The organism is Gallaecimonas pentaromativorans (assembly GCF_003751625.1).
Taxonomy (GTDB): Bacteria; Pseudomonadota; Gammaproteobacteria; order Enterobacterales; family Gallaecimonadaceae; genus Gallaecimonas; species Gallaecimonas pentaromativorans.
Genome location: NZ_RJUL01000003.1, coordinates 312,042 through 327,938, shown reverse-complemented (window position 1 = coordinate 327,938; position 15,897 = coordinate 312,042). Strand labels below are relative to the sequence as shown.

12 protein-coding genes and 1 pseudogene are annotated in these 15,897 nt (G+C 56.6%); 6 read left to right on the top strand and 7 right to left on the bottom strand.

The features are described 5' to 3' along the window. The first annotated feature begins 2 nt into the window (after nt 1-2). The 5 genes and pseudogenes from EDC28_RS20295 to EDC28_RS07095 all read left to right on the top strand — a co-directional run. Entirely contained in the window at nt 3-971 is a 969-nt protein-coding gene (locus EDC28_RS20295) for an RHS repeat-associated core domain-containing protein (RefSeq protein WP_280530828.1), read from the top strand. Between the two features lie 9 nt (nt 972-980). Then, nucleotides 981-1,520, top strand: a complete 540-nt coding sequence (locus EDC28_RS07110) for a hypothetical protein (protein ID WP_123421111.1) — start codon at nt 981-983, stop codon at nt 1,518-1,520. Between the two features lie 381 nt (nt 1,521-1,901). Then, nucleotides 1,902-2,858 (top strand): RHS repeat-associated core domain-containing protein, encoded by a 957-nt coding sequence (locus EDC28_RS20290; RefSeq protein WP_280530827.1) that lies wholly within the window; start codon nt 1,902-1,904, stop codon nt 2,856-2,858. Continuing rightward, on the top strand, nt 2,855-3,157 hold the full coding sequence (locus tag EDC28_RS07100; RefSeq protein WP_123421110.1) for a hypothetical protein: 303 nt from the start codon (nt 2,855-2,857) through the stop codon (nt 3,155-3,157). The genes EDC28_RS20290 and EDC28_RS07100 overlap by 4 nt, the downstream gene beginning before the upstream one ends. 117 nt (nt 3,158-3,274) lie before the next feature. Then, nucleotides 3,275-3,391: pseudogene (locus tag EDC28_RS07095) on the top strand (IS3 family transposase); the annotation flags it as partial. A 566-nt stretch (nt 3,392-3,957) separates the two neighbouring features. Here the strand turns inward: EDC28_RS07095 and EDC28_RS07090 are convergent. The 5 genes from EDC28_RS07090 to EDC28_RS07070 form a co-directional block, all read right to left on the bottom strand. Beyond that, nucleotides 3,958-6,120, bottom strand: coding sequence for a xanthine dehydrogenase family protein molybdopterin-binding subunit (locus EDC28_RS07090; protein ID WP_123421109.1), 2,163 nt, complete (start codon nt 6,118-6,120; stop codon nt 3,958-3,960). Continuing rightward, the gene (locus EDC28_RS07085; protein WP_123421108.1) at nt 6,104-6,598 is read right to left on the bottom strand and encodes a (2Fe-2S)-binding protein; all 495 of its coding nucleotides are present in this window, start codon (nt 6,596-6,598) and stop codon (nt 6,104-6,106) included. Before EDC28_RS07085 ends, EDC28_RS07090 begins: the two co-directional genes overlap by 17 nt. Before the next feature lie 209 nt (nt 6,599-6,807). Continuing rightward, nucleotides 6,808-7,995, bottom strand: a complete 1,188-nt coding sequence (locus EDC28_RS07080) for an MFS transporter (protein WP_123421107.1) — start codon at nt 7,993-7,995, stop codon at nt 6,808-6,810. Nucleotides 7,996-8,059: 64 nt separating this feature from the next. After that, on the bottom strand, nt 8,060-9,916 hold the full coding sequence (locus EDC28_RS07075) for a methyl-accepting chemotaxis protein (RefSeq protein ID WP_170164054.1): 1,857 nt from the start codon (nt 9,914-9,916) through the stop codon (nt 8,060-8,062). A gap of 169 nt (nt 9,917-10,085) precedes the next feature. Next, complete coding sequence (locus EDC28_RS07070; protein WP_123421105.1) at nt 10,086-10,583, bottom strand: MarR family winged helix-turn-helix transcriptional regulator; 498 nt, start codon at nt 10,581-10,583, stop codon at nt 10,086-10,088. An 80-nt stretch (nt 10,584-10,663) separates the two neighbouring features. Between EDC28_RS07070 and EDC28_RS07065 the strand changes: the two genes are divergently transcribed. After that, entirely contained in the window at nt 10,664-10,981 is a 318-nt protein-coding gene (locus EDC28_RS07065; protein ID WP_123421104.1) for a DMT family transporter, read from the top strand. A 26-nt stretch (nt 10,982-11,007) separates the two neighbouring features. Here the strand turns inward: EDC28_RS07065 and EDC28_RS07060 are convergent, their stop codons facing one another. After that, a complete protein-coding gene (locus EDC28_RS07060) occupies nt 11,008-12,876 on the bottom strand; it encodes a putative bifunctional diguanylate cyclase/phosphodiesterase (protein ID WP_123421103.1) in 1,869 nt (622 codons plus the stop codon). Nucleotides 12,877-13,040: 164 nt separating this feature from the next. Continuing rightward, entirely contained in the window at nt 13,041-15,890 is a 2,850-nt protein-coding gene (locus EDC28_RS07055; RefSeq protein WP_123421102.1) for a valine--tRNA ligase, read from the bottom strand. Between the last annotated feature and the right edge of the window lie 7 nt (nt 15,891-15,897).

The following is a 15,897-nucleotide window of genomic DNA, read 5'->3' as shown; positions in this document are numbered from 1 at the left end:
ATATGAACGGCCGGGTGTACGACTACAACCTGGGCCGTTTCCTGAGCGTAGATCCGATGATCCAAAGTCCCACCAGCACCCAGAGCATCAACCCTTATAGCTATGTGATGAATAACCCCTTGGCAGGCACAGATCCGACGGGGTATTGCTCAACAGGTACTAACGTCAAAGGGCATGATGCTGCCGGTTGCCAAGTGGCTTACATCAACTCCGACGGTAAGGACCCCCAAGGTAAGAAAAAGGGGCCAGTGAGCAATGGGGCCTCTCCAAAGCCTTCGAGCCTAACTCAACTTCCTAAACAAACGAGTGAAATAGGTGGACAAAAGCAAGTCGCGGAGAAAGGTTCAGCTGCGAAGTTTGGAGAGGGGGGAGAAAGTGATCCTAAACTCAGGTCACCTGTTAGTGATAGTGATTGGAGCGTAATACAGGAAAAACTAAATCGCCATATAGGTGAAGCGAAATCAACAGTAGAAGCATTGTCTTCTCCTGAATCTGACGGATACAGTAGACTGGCATTCATGTACGGTTATGGTAGAGATGACTTTGGTGAGGCCGCTAAGGACCTGATTGAGCAGTTCAGGGGGGCAATTACCTTTATGAATGGACTTCTCGATAACAGATCTTATTTTTATCGCTATAAAGTTGCAGATAACGCTGGCGACTATGGTGAGTCAACTTCTCAGGGGATTGGACTTTCTGACGCATTTTTTAGACATAGTGAACATTACAATATAGGTTATACAGTGTTGCATGAGGTTGGTCATAAAATTGGACTTAATCATGACCAGAATGGCTTTAGTAATTTTGGTGTGAATCGGCAAAATCTAGTGCAGCTCTCTCGTATCGGGCGAGAGGGAGATGGAACTTATCCTTATTGGAGGTCTCAGAATGTTTCTAGAGATGTTCTCAAGAGAAATGTTTACCAATTCGTTAATGCTATTAAAGGTGACGATTATACCTTTAAAAGGTGAGGATTATAAATGAGCTCATTGATTAAAAAAGGAATGATTTTTGTCTTTCTTACAATTTCACTGGGTATTAAGGCAGACGAAGATTTAATATATCCATTCTCTGTAGAAATGGGATGTGATGGTGATAAACCAACAATTTCTTTGACTAATAATTATGACTCTGACATTAGCCTTGACTATGGAGCTTTAGGAATAGACGGAGATTTTTCTTGGAATTCATACATCGTGCTAAGCAAAGAAAGTGAATCAAAGTTAAGAAGAGGCGAGATTACATCCATAGAGAAAGCCAGACTGAAACCTGTTCATCCCATTAGTAATGGTAAAGGTATTTTCAAATTTTCACCTGGAAAGATATACACTTTTCGTTTGGACTTAGTGAGGAAGTACGAAATTGGTTTAAATGATGAATATATCATTAGTTTATTTGTCATTCCTTTCGAGTATAGATTTGTTGACGGGTCCCACAAGTATATTACCTTGATTTCTAAGAATGTAATTACGCTTTATGATGGAGCATGTAGCGTAATTGATGGGAAGCCTAGTTTATGAAAGTAAGAAAAACTCTATTCTCAATTAGCGCTGCGCAGAGAGGATTGCCCCTTGGTGGCATAATCCCTCCACGCTCGTGCAGGGGATGGTCTTGAGCAGACCAATCAGCGATGACTGTACGTAATTCAGGATAGAAGTCTCGCCGGCTTTGTGGATGTTTTTGATGAACCGGGCCACCAGCGTACTGCGCACCTAAACCCGTAGAAGTGTGCAGGGCTGGCCAGCAGGCTGTGCGGGCGAGGGCAGCGCCGTCAAGTGGCGGTGCTGCACAGGATGGACGGCTGTGCTGGTTTATCTTGCGCAGTTGTGCAGGTTTCTAAAGCAAATCACCCTGTTTGAGTCTTTCACAATGTGGCGTTGCCCTAATCTCGACAAGTTCATATGAACGGCCGGGTGTACGACTACAACCTGGGCCGGTTCTTAAGTGTGGACCCGCTGATCCAAAGCCCCACCAGCACCCAGAGCATCAATCCCTACAGCTATGTGATGAATAACCCCTTGGCAGGCACTGATCCGACGGGGTATTGCTCAACAGGTACCAACGTCAAAGGGCATGATGCTGCCGGTTGCCAAGTGGCTTACATCAACTCCGACGGTAAGGACCCCCAAGGTAAGAAAAAGGGGCCAGTGAGCAATGGGGCCTCTCCAAAGTCTTCGAGACTAACTCAACTTCCTAAACAAACGAGTGATTTGCAAGGGCAGGGAGAAATCGCGCAAAACATGGGAGTTGGAACAGGTGGTAGCGCCAATAGTATAATCCCTGTTCATAACCTAACTACTGGAGATATATGGCAGTCATTTTTCTCTGGAGTCGGTAATAATGTTGCTAATATGGGAGTGGATGCATTAAACCTTGTTCTTAATTTTACCGATCTAGCAGGTATAGTTGATCCTATTGAACCTGTGCAGCCGTTTACTCCAGTGAGCAATTATTTCGGCTCCGAAGGAGCTGCCGCGACAGATGGGGTTATTGCTGTCACTGGTGCCAGGGCCTTAGCTGAAGGGGTTGTGGGTCTAACAGAGAAAGGCGTAGCGAAAGTTGCGGGAATGAGAGGGGCTAAAGGTGTTATCCGTTCACTAGACGATGTAGGAAGTCTTCGAGGAGCGAAGCTTTCGGAGGTGGAGCGGATAGCTGACAAGAAATATTTGGATATGGGCTGGACTAAAAAGCCGTTAAAGGATGGGAATGGCATCCGTTACTTCGATGGGAAGGGGAATAGTTTTCAAATTAATCGTGGTTATGATGGCGGTAAGGATATGCATGGTGGGCCGTATATAAAGCTCACTCAGGGAAATGAAAAGGTTAGAATTCCACTGCATGGGAATCCAGATTTATGAGTGGCGTAAAAGAAGCAATTGTTACCGGGGCACATGAAGAAAGCGGTATCTGGGATATTCTAACAGATATTGTTGACTCAGAGAGTGTAGATAGAGAAGAGGCTCTCACCATGCTAAAGGATGAGATTTCATTCATAAAAGAAAGAACGGATGTCTATCTGATAAAATCAGACAATCTCTATGACTCTGACACATCCGTTGTGATAAAAAAGGATGAATTGTTGGGTTTAACTATTGAAGACGTAGAATTCAAGGTAAATGGTCCTTATTATTATTTGTCAAACGTTCCTGGCGTTTAGTTTTTTTGTGAAATCAGGGGCCGTGCGGAAATTTTGAGCAAAGTCAGCGCCCCACACAGCCTAAACCAGTAGAGCTGCGCAGGGGCGGTCAGCGGGGTGTATGTGGGAGGGCAGCGCCGTCAGGCCGCTCGCGCTGATGTGTTCGACTATATCGAGATGTTTTACAAAGCAAAACGCCAGCATGGCTTCAACAACCAGTCGTCACAGGTAGAGTTTGAGAAGCGACATTTACTGGCCTGGAAAGTGTCTAGGAAATCCGGGGCGATTTACAGGTTGTCATTGTTGGCGGGCAGGTCTTGCGCCTACTGCGCCCGTTCCTTCACATCGCAACTGAGTAAAGACAAGGATTGCTCAAAAAGAAAACGGCTTGGCACATATTCAGGGTGCTTTGTGCGGAACTCGGCTCTGGGGCATAAAAACGCCATTTATTGCTTTTCGGGAAATGGCCGCCATGAGTGAGACGTTTGGTTTGAGGTGGCAAATTTTGGGCAAAAAAAACCTGGCTCGGGGGAGAAGCCAGGCGTCGAGATGGAAAACGACCAAGACCTGATGGAAATGCGGATAAGTGATAACCAATCAACGTCCGTGGCAACCCGAGGGGCGTCGCAGGGGCAGATGAGACAAGCAGCAAAGAATGTCTCTGAAAACGCTGGAGCCCTTAACATCCAGTGTTGAATCAATCCTATAAGGGGTAAGCCTGGTTGTCTGTCATACGTGGGGTTGGGCATTGTTATATCCAGTGGTGTGCTGTTAATACCTTGGTATAAAAAAGGCCGTCATTGACGGCCTTTTTCAGAGGACTAGCTCAATTGCCCGGGGTCGATGGGCAAGCGGCGGATGCGTTTACCGGTGGCGGCAAAGAGGGCGTTACATAGGGCTGGTAACACCGGCGGCAGCGCCGGCTCCCCCAGGCCGGTGGTAGGGTAACTTGAGGGCAGGAAATGCACGTCAATTTCTGGCACCTGGGGCATGCTCATCAACCGGTGCTGATGGAAGTTACTCACTTGCGCGCCCCCCTCAATCGGCACCTGCTGGTAAAGCGCCTGGCTTAGCCCCTCGATGATGGCGCCCTGAGCCTGCTGCATGGCGCCGCTGGGGTTAACGATAAACTCGCCAACGTCTCCTACCGCCCACACCTTGTGCACTACCACCTGGCCGTCGCTAACGCTGGCCTCCACCACTTCGGCAAAGTAACCGGCGTGACTGAAATAGCAGCCAAACCCAAGGCCCCGGCCCTCAGCCGGTTTACGGCCCCAGCTACTGCGCTCGGCAACCGCCTTTAACACGCTTTGCATCCGCGTGGCGTTGAAGCTGGTATTGCCCTTGGCCGGGCGCGCCAGCAGCGCCATTTGAAAAGCCAGTGGATCTTTACCGGCGGCATGGGCCGCCTCATCAAGGATGGACTGAAACACCCAGGCCAGGGCGTTACTGGACGGTGCCCGCAGCCAGCCGGTGGGGATCTGGGCCTCGATAAGAGAGCTGTCATAGCGCAGGTTATCGACAAAACCAGCCGGGAACTGGTTATCGCCCATGCTGGCGGCCAGCAGCGGCTGGCCTTGACTGGCGAAGCTGACAAAGTGATCACTCAGCGCTGTTAGCTCTCCGGCCTGGTTAAGGGCTGCCTTGAAGCGGTGATAGCCGCCTGGGCGGTAGTAATCGTGCTGAAAATCATCCTCGCGGGACCACAGCAATTTCACCGGGGCACCATCAAGGGCGCGGGCTATCCAGCCGGCTTCGGCCATGTAGTCGTTAAAAAGGCGCCGGCCAAAACCGCCCCCCATGCGGGTCACGTTCACTGTGATGTCGCTCTCGGCCATACCCAGCACCTTGGCCACTTGCTGGCGGCCACCGGCCGGGTTTTGGGTTGGTGCCCAAAAGGTCAGTTTGCCGCCCTGCCAGTGGGCGGTGCAGTTGATGGGCTCGAGCTGGCCGTGGGCAACGAAGGGATATTGATAATCGGCTTCAACCACCAGGCTGGCCTCGCGCAGCGCCTTGACGACATCGCCTTGCCGGGCAATGGCTTGTTGCGGCGGCTTTTGCCAAAGCGCCTGGGCCTGGCGGTCAAAGTCGCTGCTGCTTTGGTTGTCTCCCGGGGTTTGATGCCATTCAACCTTGAGGGCGCGGCGGGCCTTTTGCGCTTGCCACCAGCTGCTTGCCACTATGGCTACCCCGCCTTGCAGGCCATAAAAGTCGCCGTCTCCTTCAATAACAAAGGCTTTTTTTACCCCCGGCATTTGCCGCAACTCGGCCAGGTTGGCGCTTTTCACTTTGGCCCCGAATACCGGGCCCTTTTGGTAAACGGCGTAGAGCATGCCGGGCAGGGTGACATCGATACCAAACAGCGGCCGGCCGTTGACGATGTCGTCGTTGTCTACCCCAGGGGTGAATTGGCCGATAAGGCGAAATTCCCCTGGTTTTTTAAGAGCTACCTTCTCTGGCACCGCCATGGCGGCGGCGTCACTGGCTAACTGGCCATAACCCAGGCGGCGGCCCGTGGCTTGGTGGACAACCTCACCTGGCTCGGTATGGCACTGCGCAACCGGTACCTGCCAGCGCTTGGCGGCAGCGGCTTTGAGCATCTGCCTGGCGGTGGCGCCGATACGGCGGTGCTCGTCAAAATGGGTGGGCATGCTGCGGCTGCCGCCGGCGGATTGGCGCCCGTAAATCTCTGGTGCCAATGGCGCTTGCTGCACTTTGACCTTGGCCCAGTCGGCGTCCAGTTCATCGGCGATGATCATTGGCAGCGAGGTTTTAATCCCTTGGCCTATCTCCGGCGCCACCGACATGATTTCGACCATGCCATCCGGGGTGATGCTGATATAAGCGTTAAGGGCCGCTTTTTGCGGCGCGCCGGCGGCGGCCAGGGGCGGCAGGTAGAGGCTTACCATCAGGCCGCCGCCAAGGGCAGCCCCCGCCTTTAAAAAGGCGCGCCGTGACAAACCTTGCTCAGCTATGGGCTGCATCTTCGCTCTCCTTTGCTGGCGCCAGTTCACCGGCTACCTGGTGGATGGCCTGGCGAATACGAAGGTAGGTGCTGCAGCGGCACAGGTTCATGCCCATGCCGATGTCGATTTGTTCGTCGGTGGGTTTGGGATGCTGGCGCAGCAGGGCGAGGGCACTCATCATCTGCCCGGCCTGGCAATAGCCGCACTGGGGCACGTCAAGGCTCTTCCAGGTGCGTTGAATGCGCTGGCCAAGCTCGTCGTCACCGATGCCCTCCACCGTGGTAACAGCGCCATCGCCCACCGCCGCCACCGGGGTCACGCAGCTACGGATGGGATTGCCGTTAAGATGCACGGTGCAGGCGCCGCACAGCGACATGCCGCAGCCGAACTTGGTGCCCTTCATATCGAGGGTGTCCCTCAGGACCCACAGCAGCGGGGTGTCAGCGTCGACGTCGGCCTGAAGCTGTTGACCATTTATCTTAAGTTGATACGCCACGGCGTCCTCCTTGAGTGGTTGCGAGGGGGCCCCGCGCTGGTAAAGGCGCCCGCCTTAGGATGTGGTTATGGCTGTATGGCGGGCAAAGCCGTTGTTCAAATAAGCATCACACAAGGTTTGGCTGGCCGACAGCGCCCTTCGGCCAACGGTTGGGGCCGAGCGGTAAAGTTAATTTCGTTAACAAAAAGGCCGTCGATGACGGCCTTTTTTCAAGGGTTGCTGCGCTTTTCAATGGCAAAGGCCAGCCAGATAATCAACAGCCCTCCCAGGGCAAGCAGGGCGCCTACCCAGCCGGTGGCGGTCCAGCCAAGGCCGGCGCTGATGGCAAGGCCGCCGAGCCAAGCGCCATTGGCATTGCCGATGTTAAAGGCCGAATGGTTAAGGGCGGCCGACAGGGTCTGGGCCTTTTTGCCCACGTCCATCAGCCGGGTTTGCATGGCTGGCACCACCGCCACACTGCAGCCGATACAAAACACCAGCAGCGCCGCGCTCCACAGCGCTTTTGCGGCAAACACATAGAGTCCCAGTGCCACGGCGCTCCAGATAAAGGAGCCGAGAATGGTGCCTTTGAGGGAGCGGTCAGCCAGTTTACCGCCAAAGATATTGCCGGCAATGTTGCCAAGGCCAAACAGGGACAGCAGCCAGGGCACGGTGCTTTCTTGGATGCCGGTGACCTCGGTGAGGGTGGGGGTGATGTAGCTGTACACTGCAAAGATACCGCCAAAGCCTACAGATGCGGCCAGCAGGGTCAGCCAAATTTGCCCTTCTTTAAAGGCGCTCAGTTCGTTGCGCACACTGGCGCCCTCGGCCACCGCCACCCGTGGCACAAATAGCCTCACCATCACTGCGGTCAGCACTGCCAAGGCCCCTACTATCACAAACAGGCTGCGCCAACCCAGCCATTGGCCTGCCCAGGTGGCAAGGGGCACGCCAATGACATTGGCGGTGCTGAGCCCGAGCATCACCCGGCCTACCGCCGAGGCGCGCTGGCTGTGGGGGACGATGGAAGCGGCCACCAACGAGGCCACCCCAAAGTAGGCGCCGTGGGGTAGGCCCGCCACGAAACGAGCGGCAATGAGCGGCAGGTACTGGCTCATGGCGGCGCTCAGCAGGTTACCGAAGGCAAAGATGGACATCAGCAGCACCAGCAGCATGCGCCTTGGCATACGGGCGCCCAGGATGGCAAAGAGCGGCGCCCCTACCACCACGCCCAGGGCATAGGCGCTGATGGTGTGGCCGGCGGTGGGAATATCCACGCCAATGCCTTGGGCCAGGTTTGGCAAGATGCCCATGGCGGCGAACTCGCCAGTGCCGATGGCAAGGCCGCCAACGGCCAGGGAAAACTCGGCCAGGCCCGTGCCCTGGGGCCGGACCTGAATGCTCTGTGCTTGACTCATACTGCGCTCGGGGAGGGGAGAAAACCGCTTATGCTACCAAAATCCCCGCTGCCGGCCCAAGCGCTCAGCGGTGCTGAAAGTGCCTGACCAACTCTTCCTGGGCTTGGATAAGCTCTTCGATACGTTGGCTCGAATCACTGAACGCCGCCACGCCCTGGTGGTTTTGCTCGGTGATGTGGGCGATTTGGCTGAGGCTCTGGGCGATGTCTTCGGTGGTGGCCTGCTGCTGGGTGGCGGCAGAGGCAATGTGCTCGCTGTTGGCGGTGACATCGCTGATAAGGGCGCGGATCTGCCCCATGGCCTCGGCGGCCCGGCTGTTTTGTTCCAGCCCCTTTTCCATCTGCTGCTGGCTGTCTTTCATCAGGGAGACTGCCTGGCGGGTGCTTTGCTGCAGGCTGTCAATCATGCCGTGAATGGTCTTGGCCGATTCGGAGGTTTGCTGGGCAAGGCCTCTGACTTCACTGGCCACCACCGCAAAGCCGCGGCCATGGTCGCCGGCTCGGGCCGCCTCGATGGCGGCGTTCAGGGCCAGCAGGTTGGTCTGCTCCGCCACTCCTTGAATAACATCCAGCACGCTGCCTATCTGCTGGGAATAATTGTGCGCGTCGTCAATGGCCTTGCCGGTGTTGTCCAGGCGCTGAGCCAGGCTGTGGCTGGCATCGCTGCTGCCGTTCACCAGTTTTTGGCCCTGGCCGACCGCATTGTCCATCTCCATCACCCGGCTTAAGGTACGGGCGGTGGACTGGGCCACTTCCTGCACTGCTTTTTCCATCTCTGTCATGGCGGTGGTGACCTGCTGGGTTTGGCGCCGTTGCAGCTCCAGGGCCTGGCGGGTCTCAAGGGATTGGTCGCGGTTCAGTTGCGACACCTCGCCCAACTGGCGGGCTCCGTCGCTGAGCTGGCTTATCAGCTGGCGAAGGTGGCTTAGCAGTTGGTTGGTGCTGGCCGAGAGCAGGCCAAACTCGTTATGGCTGGTAAAGGCCACTTCTTGGGTGATATCGCCACGGGCTGCCGCCCTTTGTACCGACAACAGCTCGGCCAGCGGCTTTTTGATGGAGCGGTACACGCTCCAGGCCACCAATGCCGCCAGCAGCAAGGAAATGCCAAGGGCCAGCAAGGTCAGCCAGAAGCTCAAGCTCAATGAGCGATTGACGGTCGCAGCGCCGCTGTCGACCCGGTCATGGGCGGTTTGGTCGACGGTGCCCATCACGGCGATGGCGTAATCGATGGTGCCGCTGGTCTGGTCGGCAAGGGCGGCCACTTCGTCTTTTAAAGTCAGGTACTGCTCTTTGGCATCCATCAGCTGCTGGGCATCGCCCGCCAGGGCGCTGTTACCGGCGAGCAGTGTATCCAAAGCCTGTTTGGGCCTGTTGATAGCAAAGCTGTCGGTGGCAGCCAGCACTTCGTCGATGTTTTCCTGGATGGCGATTTCGCTTGCCAGCTTGGCGCCTTGCAGGGCCTGGCGCCACTGCTGGCGAGCGTTATTAATGTCCTCCTGGGCCTTGAGCAGCGCCTGCTGTTTGTCGCCAAGCTCCTGGCCCAGGGCAAAGTAGTCTTGGTCCATGGTGGCGAGGGGTTCGAGCAGGCCCAATACGTCCTTGGAGTCTTTAGCCAGGATTTTGAGCTTATCGAGGGTGTCGTGGAAGCTCGCCTTGAGATCGCCAAAGTTGTTCATGGTGGTAATGGCGATATGGGGGTCGGTGCTACCCGGCACCGCCTTTAACTGGCGGTCGGCGTTGAGCAGCACAACCGACAGTTGGCTGGTTTGCAGCACCAGCGGGGTGGCCTTGGTGGTCATGGCCTGAATTTGGGTGCGAATTTGTTGCCCTGCCAATAAGGTCACCAGGCTGCTGGCCAGCAGGCACAGTACCAGCAGCAGAAAACCCAGCATCACTTTCTGGGTTATGGATAGTTTCGGCACCAGGCGCCCAAGGCGGGCAAACGGCGTGAAAAGTCTCGTGGGCAGGATAGCCATAGGCCGAAAGACTCCCTTGAACTGCTATCAGGGTCTGAACATGACCCATCCGGGAGCGTATTGTGGCGGCCAGGCTGGTTATCTCGATGACACTTAGGTGACAGTTTGGTGACGGTTAACGCTTTTCTAATTTGCCAAGCCAGTCCTGCAATTGCCGGCTAAGGGCCGGGAGGTGCCCGCCAAGGCCAGCGCAGCTTTGGGCTTCGGCAGCCAGCAAGGCCTGGTTGCAACTCTCCACCAAAGCCAGGCCTTTATCGGTGAGTTTCACCCGCTTGGAGCGGCCGTCATCGGGGTTGGCGGGGCGGCTTATCAGGGCTTTATCTTCCATGCGCAGCAAGATTTTGGTCATGCCGCCGGAGGACACCAGCATCAAGCGGTAAAGCTCGGTGGGGCTCAGGCAATGTTCGCCGCCTACCGAGCGCAGGGTTGCCAGCACTTCAAACTCGGCCGGTTGCAGACTAAAGCGGGCAAACACGGCGCCGTCGAGCTCGGCGAAATACTCCTGCAGGCGATAGAGCGCGGCCACCAGCTCGCCAGCCTTGTCGCAGGCCTGGGGCCAATGGTTCTGCCAGTTGTCCTTGAGTTCGCTTAACGCGGCGCGGGCACGGGCCATGGAAGACTCCTTGAGTTTATCTTTCCAGGAAGATACTATCACGGCGAAATATCTTTCTGGGAAGATAGTTGGAGGTGTCTATGGGTCCCTGGGGGTTTCTTGTTTTGGCCGGTGTCTTTGAAGTGGGCTTTGCCAGCTGCCTGAAGTTGTCCGAGGGCTTTACCCGGCACTGGGCTACGGCGGCGTTTATCGCTTTGGGGGCGGCCAGCTTTTACTGCCTGACCAAGGCCATGGCGCACATTCCGGTAGGCACCGCTTATGCCATCTGGACCGGCATCGGCGCGCTGGGCACGGCGCTGGTGGGGGTGTGCTTTTTCAACGATCCGGCCACCTTGGCGCGGATGGGCTTTTTAACCCTGCTGGTGGTGTCCCTGGTGGGGCTTAAGCTGGTGTCATAAAAAACGGGAGCCGATGCTCCCGTTTTTTATGGCTGAATGCCGCCTCGTACCAGGTTGAAGTTGTGGTACCAGGTGATGAAGTCTTCACTGCCCATGGGCTCGGATACCGCAAAGCCTTGCACTTGATCGCAGTGCTCGTTACGCAGGAAGTTAAGCTGGTCCAGCTCTTCAACTCCCACGGCGCTGGTGCGAATACCCAAGTCCTTACCCAGTCGCAAAATGGCTTTGACCAGGGTCTCGGCATCGGGATCTTTACCCAACTTGGCGATAAAGTGCCGGTCAATCTTGATGGTGTCGATGGGCAGCTTGGTGAGGTTATTGAGGGCGCCGTTGATGGAGCCGAACTCGTCGATAGAGAGCCTAAGGCCCATTTTTTTCAGTTCATGGAGCTGCTGGGCATAGCGCTGGCCATCGTTGTGAATGGCCGCTTCGTTAAGCTCCAGCTCCAGAGTGAACTGATCGGCGCCGCCAAGCTGGGCCAGCAATTCACGGGTCTTGTCAAAAAGCCCTTGGCCCTTTAACTGCTGCGGCGAGATGTTCACGGTCAGGCACAGGTTGTAGACCCCGTAATCCAGCCACTGGTGCAAATCGCGGGTCAGCATTGCCAGCACGTGTTCGCCCAGTTCGTTAATCAGCCCCACATGCTCGGCGATATAGACAAACTCCTGGGGAACTAGGGTGCCGTGCTGGGGGTGTTCCCAGCGGACCAGGGTTTCCACCCCCAACAATTTATTGCCGTAGGCGCTGACAATGGGCTGGTAGCGCAGGAAAAACTCGCCCCGCTCGGTGGCGCCGCGCAGATCCTTACCCAACTCGCGGGTCAGGCGCACCATGGCATCGATGCGCTCGTCGTAAAAACGCACATCGCCGCCATCACGTTTGAGCTGGTGCAGGGTTAGCTCGGCGTTGTTAAAGAGGCTGTTGGCGTTGTCGGCATCGTCCGGGTAAATGGCCACCCCGGCCCGAAAGCCCATCGGCACCGGTTTACCGTCTATTTCAAAAGGTTGCTCAAAGGCCAGTGCCAGCTTGTGGTGCACCTGGGCCATGGCCTCGGAGTTTTTAAGGTGCACCGCCATGATGGCAAAGCGGTCGCCTTCTTGGCGGGCCAGGATGTCGGTTTCCCGCAAGGTTTGCTGAATGCGCTGGGCTACGGCTCTTAGCAGCGAATCCCCCACCTGGTGGCCAAAGTCGTCGTTGATCTGCTGGAAGCTTTTCAGATCCAGCAGCATCAACCCCAGTTTCATCTGGATGCGTTTGGCCACATGGAGCTGTTCGTCGAGCTGATGCAAAAACTCGTCGCGTGACATCAAACCGGTGAGCTTGTCCGCTGACTGCATGGCAGAGAGTTCGGCTTCCATTTGCAGCTGACGGGTGATGTCCCACATCTCGCTGATAATGGCCAGGTGCTGGTCGTTCTGGGTGATCAGGCGCTTTTGGATCCACCAAATTTTGCCATCAGGGCGGCTGACCTTAATGGGCTCAAGGGTGCCTTCTTTAAGCAGCTGTTCGCGGCCACTGTCGATACCTTGCTGGCCGTCGCCGCCAAAAAGTCGGCTGGCCTCAAGGCCAATAAGGGCGCTGCGCTCGGAGCCCATGAAATTGGCAAAGCTGTTGTTGCTGGCCAAAAGGCTGCCGTCGGGGCACTGAATGAAAATGGGGTGGGCCAGCAGATCCAGCACCGAGCCGTGCAAGTCCACCACCGGTTGGACAAAAAAGAGAAAGGCCTTGCTGTCGGGCAGGTGGCTGACATGCACCCGCATCAACCCTTTGCCGGGCAGGGCGTCGCGCCAAAAGTGGCTGTCCTGGCATTTTGCCAGCCAGTGGCTGCCGGCGCCTTGGGTAAAAAAGTGCTGTGGGTCTTCAACCAGATCGGCAAAGGCTGGGTTGAAACCCAATAGAGTCCCGCCCGGTTCCAGCCAGGCTAAAGGACAAGGAAGGTGTTCAAGCAAGGTATCCGTGTTGGCCACGGCCGTCCTCAGTATTATTGTCGTTACATTAATGTAGCCATTTCTGATGGCGAATAAAAAGGCCCGGTGCTATCAGCCGGGCCTTAATTTGCTTAGAGCGCCTCGATACTGGCGTATTGGGCCTTGAGTTTGGCCTGGGTTTCCTCAAGCTCGGCGAGCTTTTCACGCTCTTTGGCAATTACCGCTTCCGGGGCCTTGGCCACGAAACCTTCATTACCCAGCTTACCGGCCACCCGGCCACGCTCTTGCTCCACCTTTTCAAGCTGCTTGGCAAGGCGGGCAAGCTCCGCGTCCTTGTCAATCAGGCCTGCCATGGGAATACGCACTTCCATGGCGCCCACCAGTTGGGTAACGGTGGGGGGCAGCTCGCCGCTTGCCACGGTGATGGACTCAAGCTTGGCCATGTTGGTGAGGAAGCTCAGGTTCTCTTCCAGGCGGCGCTGGTCGGTCTCAGACACATTCACCAGCAACACTTCGAGGAGCTTGCTTGGGGCAATGTCCATCTCGGCGCGGATGTTGCGAATGGCGACGATAAATTGCTTCACCCACTCCAAATCGGCCATGGCATCGGCGTTAACCTTGGCGGCGTCAAATTCGGGGTAGGGCTGGAGCATGATGGTGTCGCCATCGATGCCGGCCAGCACTTTGACTCGCTGCCAGATGGTCTCGGTGATGTAAGGCATGACCGGGTGCATCAGCCGCAGCAGCGCTTCCAGTACCGTCACCAGGGTGTGGCGAGTGCCGCGCTGCTGGGCTTCTGAGCCTTTGAACAGCACCGGCTTGGTGAGCTCGAGGTACCAGTCGCAGAACTGGTTCCAGGTGAACTCATACAGGGTGTTGGCGGCCAAGTCGAAGCGGTAGCTGTCCATGGCTTGGCGCACCGCTTTGACGGTTTCTTCAAATTGGCCCAGCACCCAGCGGTCGGCCAGGCTCAGCTCCAGCTCGCCGCCGTTAAAGCCGCAGTCTTTGTCTTCGGTGTTCATCAGCACAAAGCGGCTGGCGTTCCACAACTTGTTGCAGAAGTTGCGGTAGCCTTCCAGGCGGCGCATGTCCCAGTTGATGTCGCGGCCGGTAGAGGCCAGGGCCGCCAGGGTAAAGCGCAGGGCGTCGGTGCCGTGGGCAACGATACCCTCGGGGAACTGGGTTTCGGTGCGCTTGGCAATCTTCTCGGCCAACTGCGGCTGCATCATGTTGCCGGTACGCTTTTCCAGAAGTTCGGGCAGGCTGATGCCGTCAATCATGTCCAAGGGATCGATGACGTTGCCCTTGGATTTGGACATCTTCTGGCCTTCGTCGTCGCGAATAAGGCCGGTCACATACACGGTCTTGAAGGGTACCTGTGGCGTGCCATCGTCGTTCTTGATGAAATGCATGGTCATCATGATCATGCGCGCCACCCAGAAGAAGATGATGTCAAAGCCGGTCACCAGCACGTCGGTGGGGTGGAAGACTTTGAGGTCTTCGAGCTTCTCGGGCCAGCCCAGGGTGGAGAAGGTCCAAAGGGCCGAGCTGAACCAGGTGTCCAGCACGTCGTTGTCTTGCTTGAGCACCACCTCGCTGCCGAGGTTGTGTTTGGCACGCACTTCGTCTTCGCTACGGCCCACATAAACCTTGCCGGTTTCGTCGTACCAGGCGGGAATGCGGTGGCCCCACCACAGCTGGCGGCTGATGCACCAGTCTTGGATGTCGCGCATCCAGGCAAAGTACATGTTCTCGTACTGCTTGGGCACAAACTGGATACGGCCGTCTTCCACCGCTTCGATAGCGGGTTTGGCCAGTGGGGCGACCCGCACGTACCACTGATCGGTGAGCATGGGCTCGATAACCACGCCGCCACGGTCGCCGTAAGGCACCGAGAGGTTGTGGTCGTCGACTTTTTCCAGAAGGCCCAGGGCGTCAAACTTGGCGACGATGGCCTTACGGGCGGCAAAGCGCTCTAGGCCCTGGAACTCGGCCGGAATGGAGCCATCCATCTCGGTGTTGGCGGTGCCGTCGGTGTGCACGCATTCGGCCTCAACCCGGATATGGGCGTCCAGGGTCAGGATATTGACCATGGGCAGGCCGTGGCGCTTGCCGACTTCGTAGTCGTTAAAGTCGTGGGCCGGGGTGATCTTCACGCAACCGGTGCCCTTTTCCATGTCGGCGTGTTCGTCGCCAACGATGGGAATGCGGCGCCCTACCAGCGGCAGCTCGATAAACTTGCCGATAAGGTCCTTGTAGCGCGGATCTTCGGGGTTAACGGCGACACCGGTATCACCCAGCATGGTCTCGGGGCGGGTAGTGGCCACCACCAGATAGTCTTTGCCTTCAGCGGTCTTGGCGCCGTCAGCCAGCGGGTAGCGCAGGTGCCACATGTGGCCCTTTTGCTCTTTGTTTTCTACTTCCAGGTCGGAAATGGCGGTGTGCAGTTTCGGGTCCCAGTTCACCAGGCGCTTGCCGCGGTAGATAAGGTCGTCTTCGTACAGGCGTACAAAGACTTCCAGCACCGCATTGGACAGGCCTTCGTCCATGGTGAAGCGCTCACGCTCCCAATCCACGGAATTACCCAGGCGGCGCATCTGGCGGGTGATGGTGCCGCCGGACTCTTCCTTCCACTGCCAGATTTTGTCGATGAACTTGTCGCGGCCAAGGGCGTGGCGGTCAGGCGCACCTTCGGCGGCCAGTTTACGCTCCACCACCATCTGGGTGGCGATACCGGCATGGTCGGTGCCCACTTGCCAGAGAGCATTTTTACCCTGCATGCGCTGGTAGCGGGTGAGGGCGTCCATGATGGTCTGCTGGAATGCATGACCCATGTGCAGGCTGCCGGTGACGTTGGGCGGCGGGATCATGATGCAGTAGCTGTCGGCGCCGGCCGCACCGCTGGGTTTGAAATAGCCTTTTTCTTCCCAGGCCTGGTAGAGCGCCTCTTCGATGGCGGAAGGATTGTAAGTCTTATCCATGGTTTTG

What these genes read in the sequence shown, in the direction of transcription:
- EDC28_RS20295 (WP_280530828.1), top strand. Translation starts at nt 3, where the DNA reads ATGAACGGCCGGGTGTACGACTACAACCTGGGCCGTTTCCTGAGCGTA.
- EDC28_RS07110 (WP_123421111.1), top strand. Translation starts at nt 981, where the DNA reads ATGAGCTCATTGATTAAAAAAGGAATGATTTTTGTCTTTCTTACAATT.
- EDC28_RS20290 (WP_280530827.1), top strand. Translation starts at nt 1,902, where the DNA reads ATGAACGGCCGGGTGTACGACTACAACCTGGGCCGGTTCTTAAGTGTG.
- EDC28_RS07100 (WP_123421110.1), top strand. Translation starts at nt 2,855, where the DNA reads ATGAGTGGCGTAAAAGAAGCAATTGTTACCGGGGCACATGAAGAAAGC.
- EDC28_RS07090 (WP_123421109.1), bottom strand. Translation starts at nt 6,120, where the DNA reads ATGCAGCCCATAGCTGAGCAAGGTTTGTCACGGCGCGCCTTTTTAAAG.
- EDC28_RS07080 (WP_123421107.1), bottom strand. Translation starts at nt 7,995, where the DNA reads ATGAGTCAAGCACAGAGCATTCAGGTCCGGCCCCAGGGCACGGGCCTG.
- EDC28_RS07070 (WP_123421105.1), bottom strand. Translation starts at nt 10,583, where the DNA reads ATGGCCCGTGCCCGCGCCGCGTTAAGCGAACTCAAGGACAACTGGCAG.
- EDC28_RS07065 (WP_123421104.1), top strand. Translation starts at nt 10,664, where the DNA reads ATGGGTCCCTGGGGGTTTCTTGTTTTGGCCGGTGTCTTTGAAGTGGGC.
- EDC28_RS07055 (WP_123421102.1), bottom strand. Translation starts at nt 15,890, where the DNA reads ATGGATAAGACTTACAATCCTTCCGCCATCGAAGAGGCGCTCTACCAG.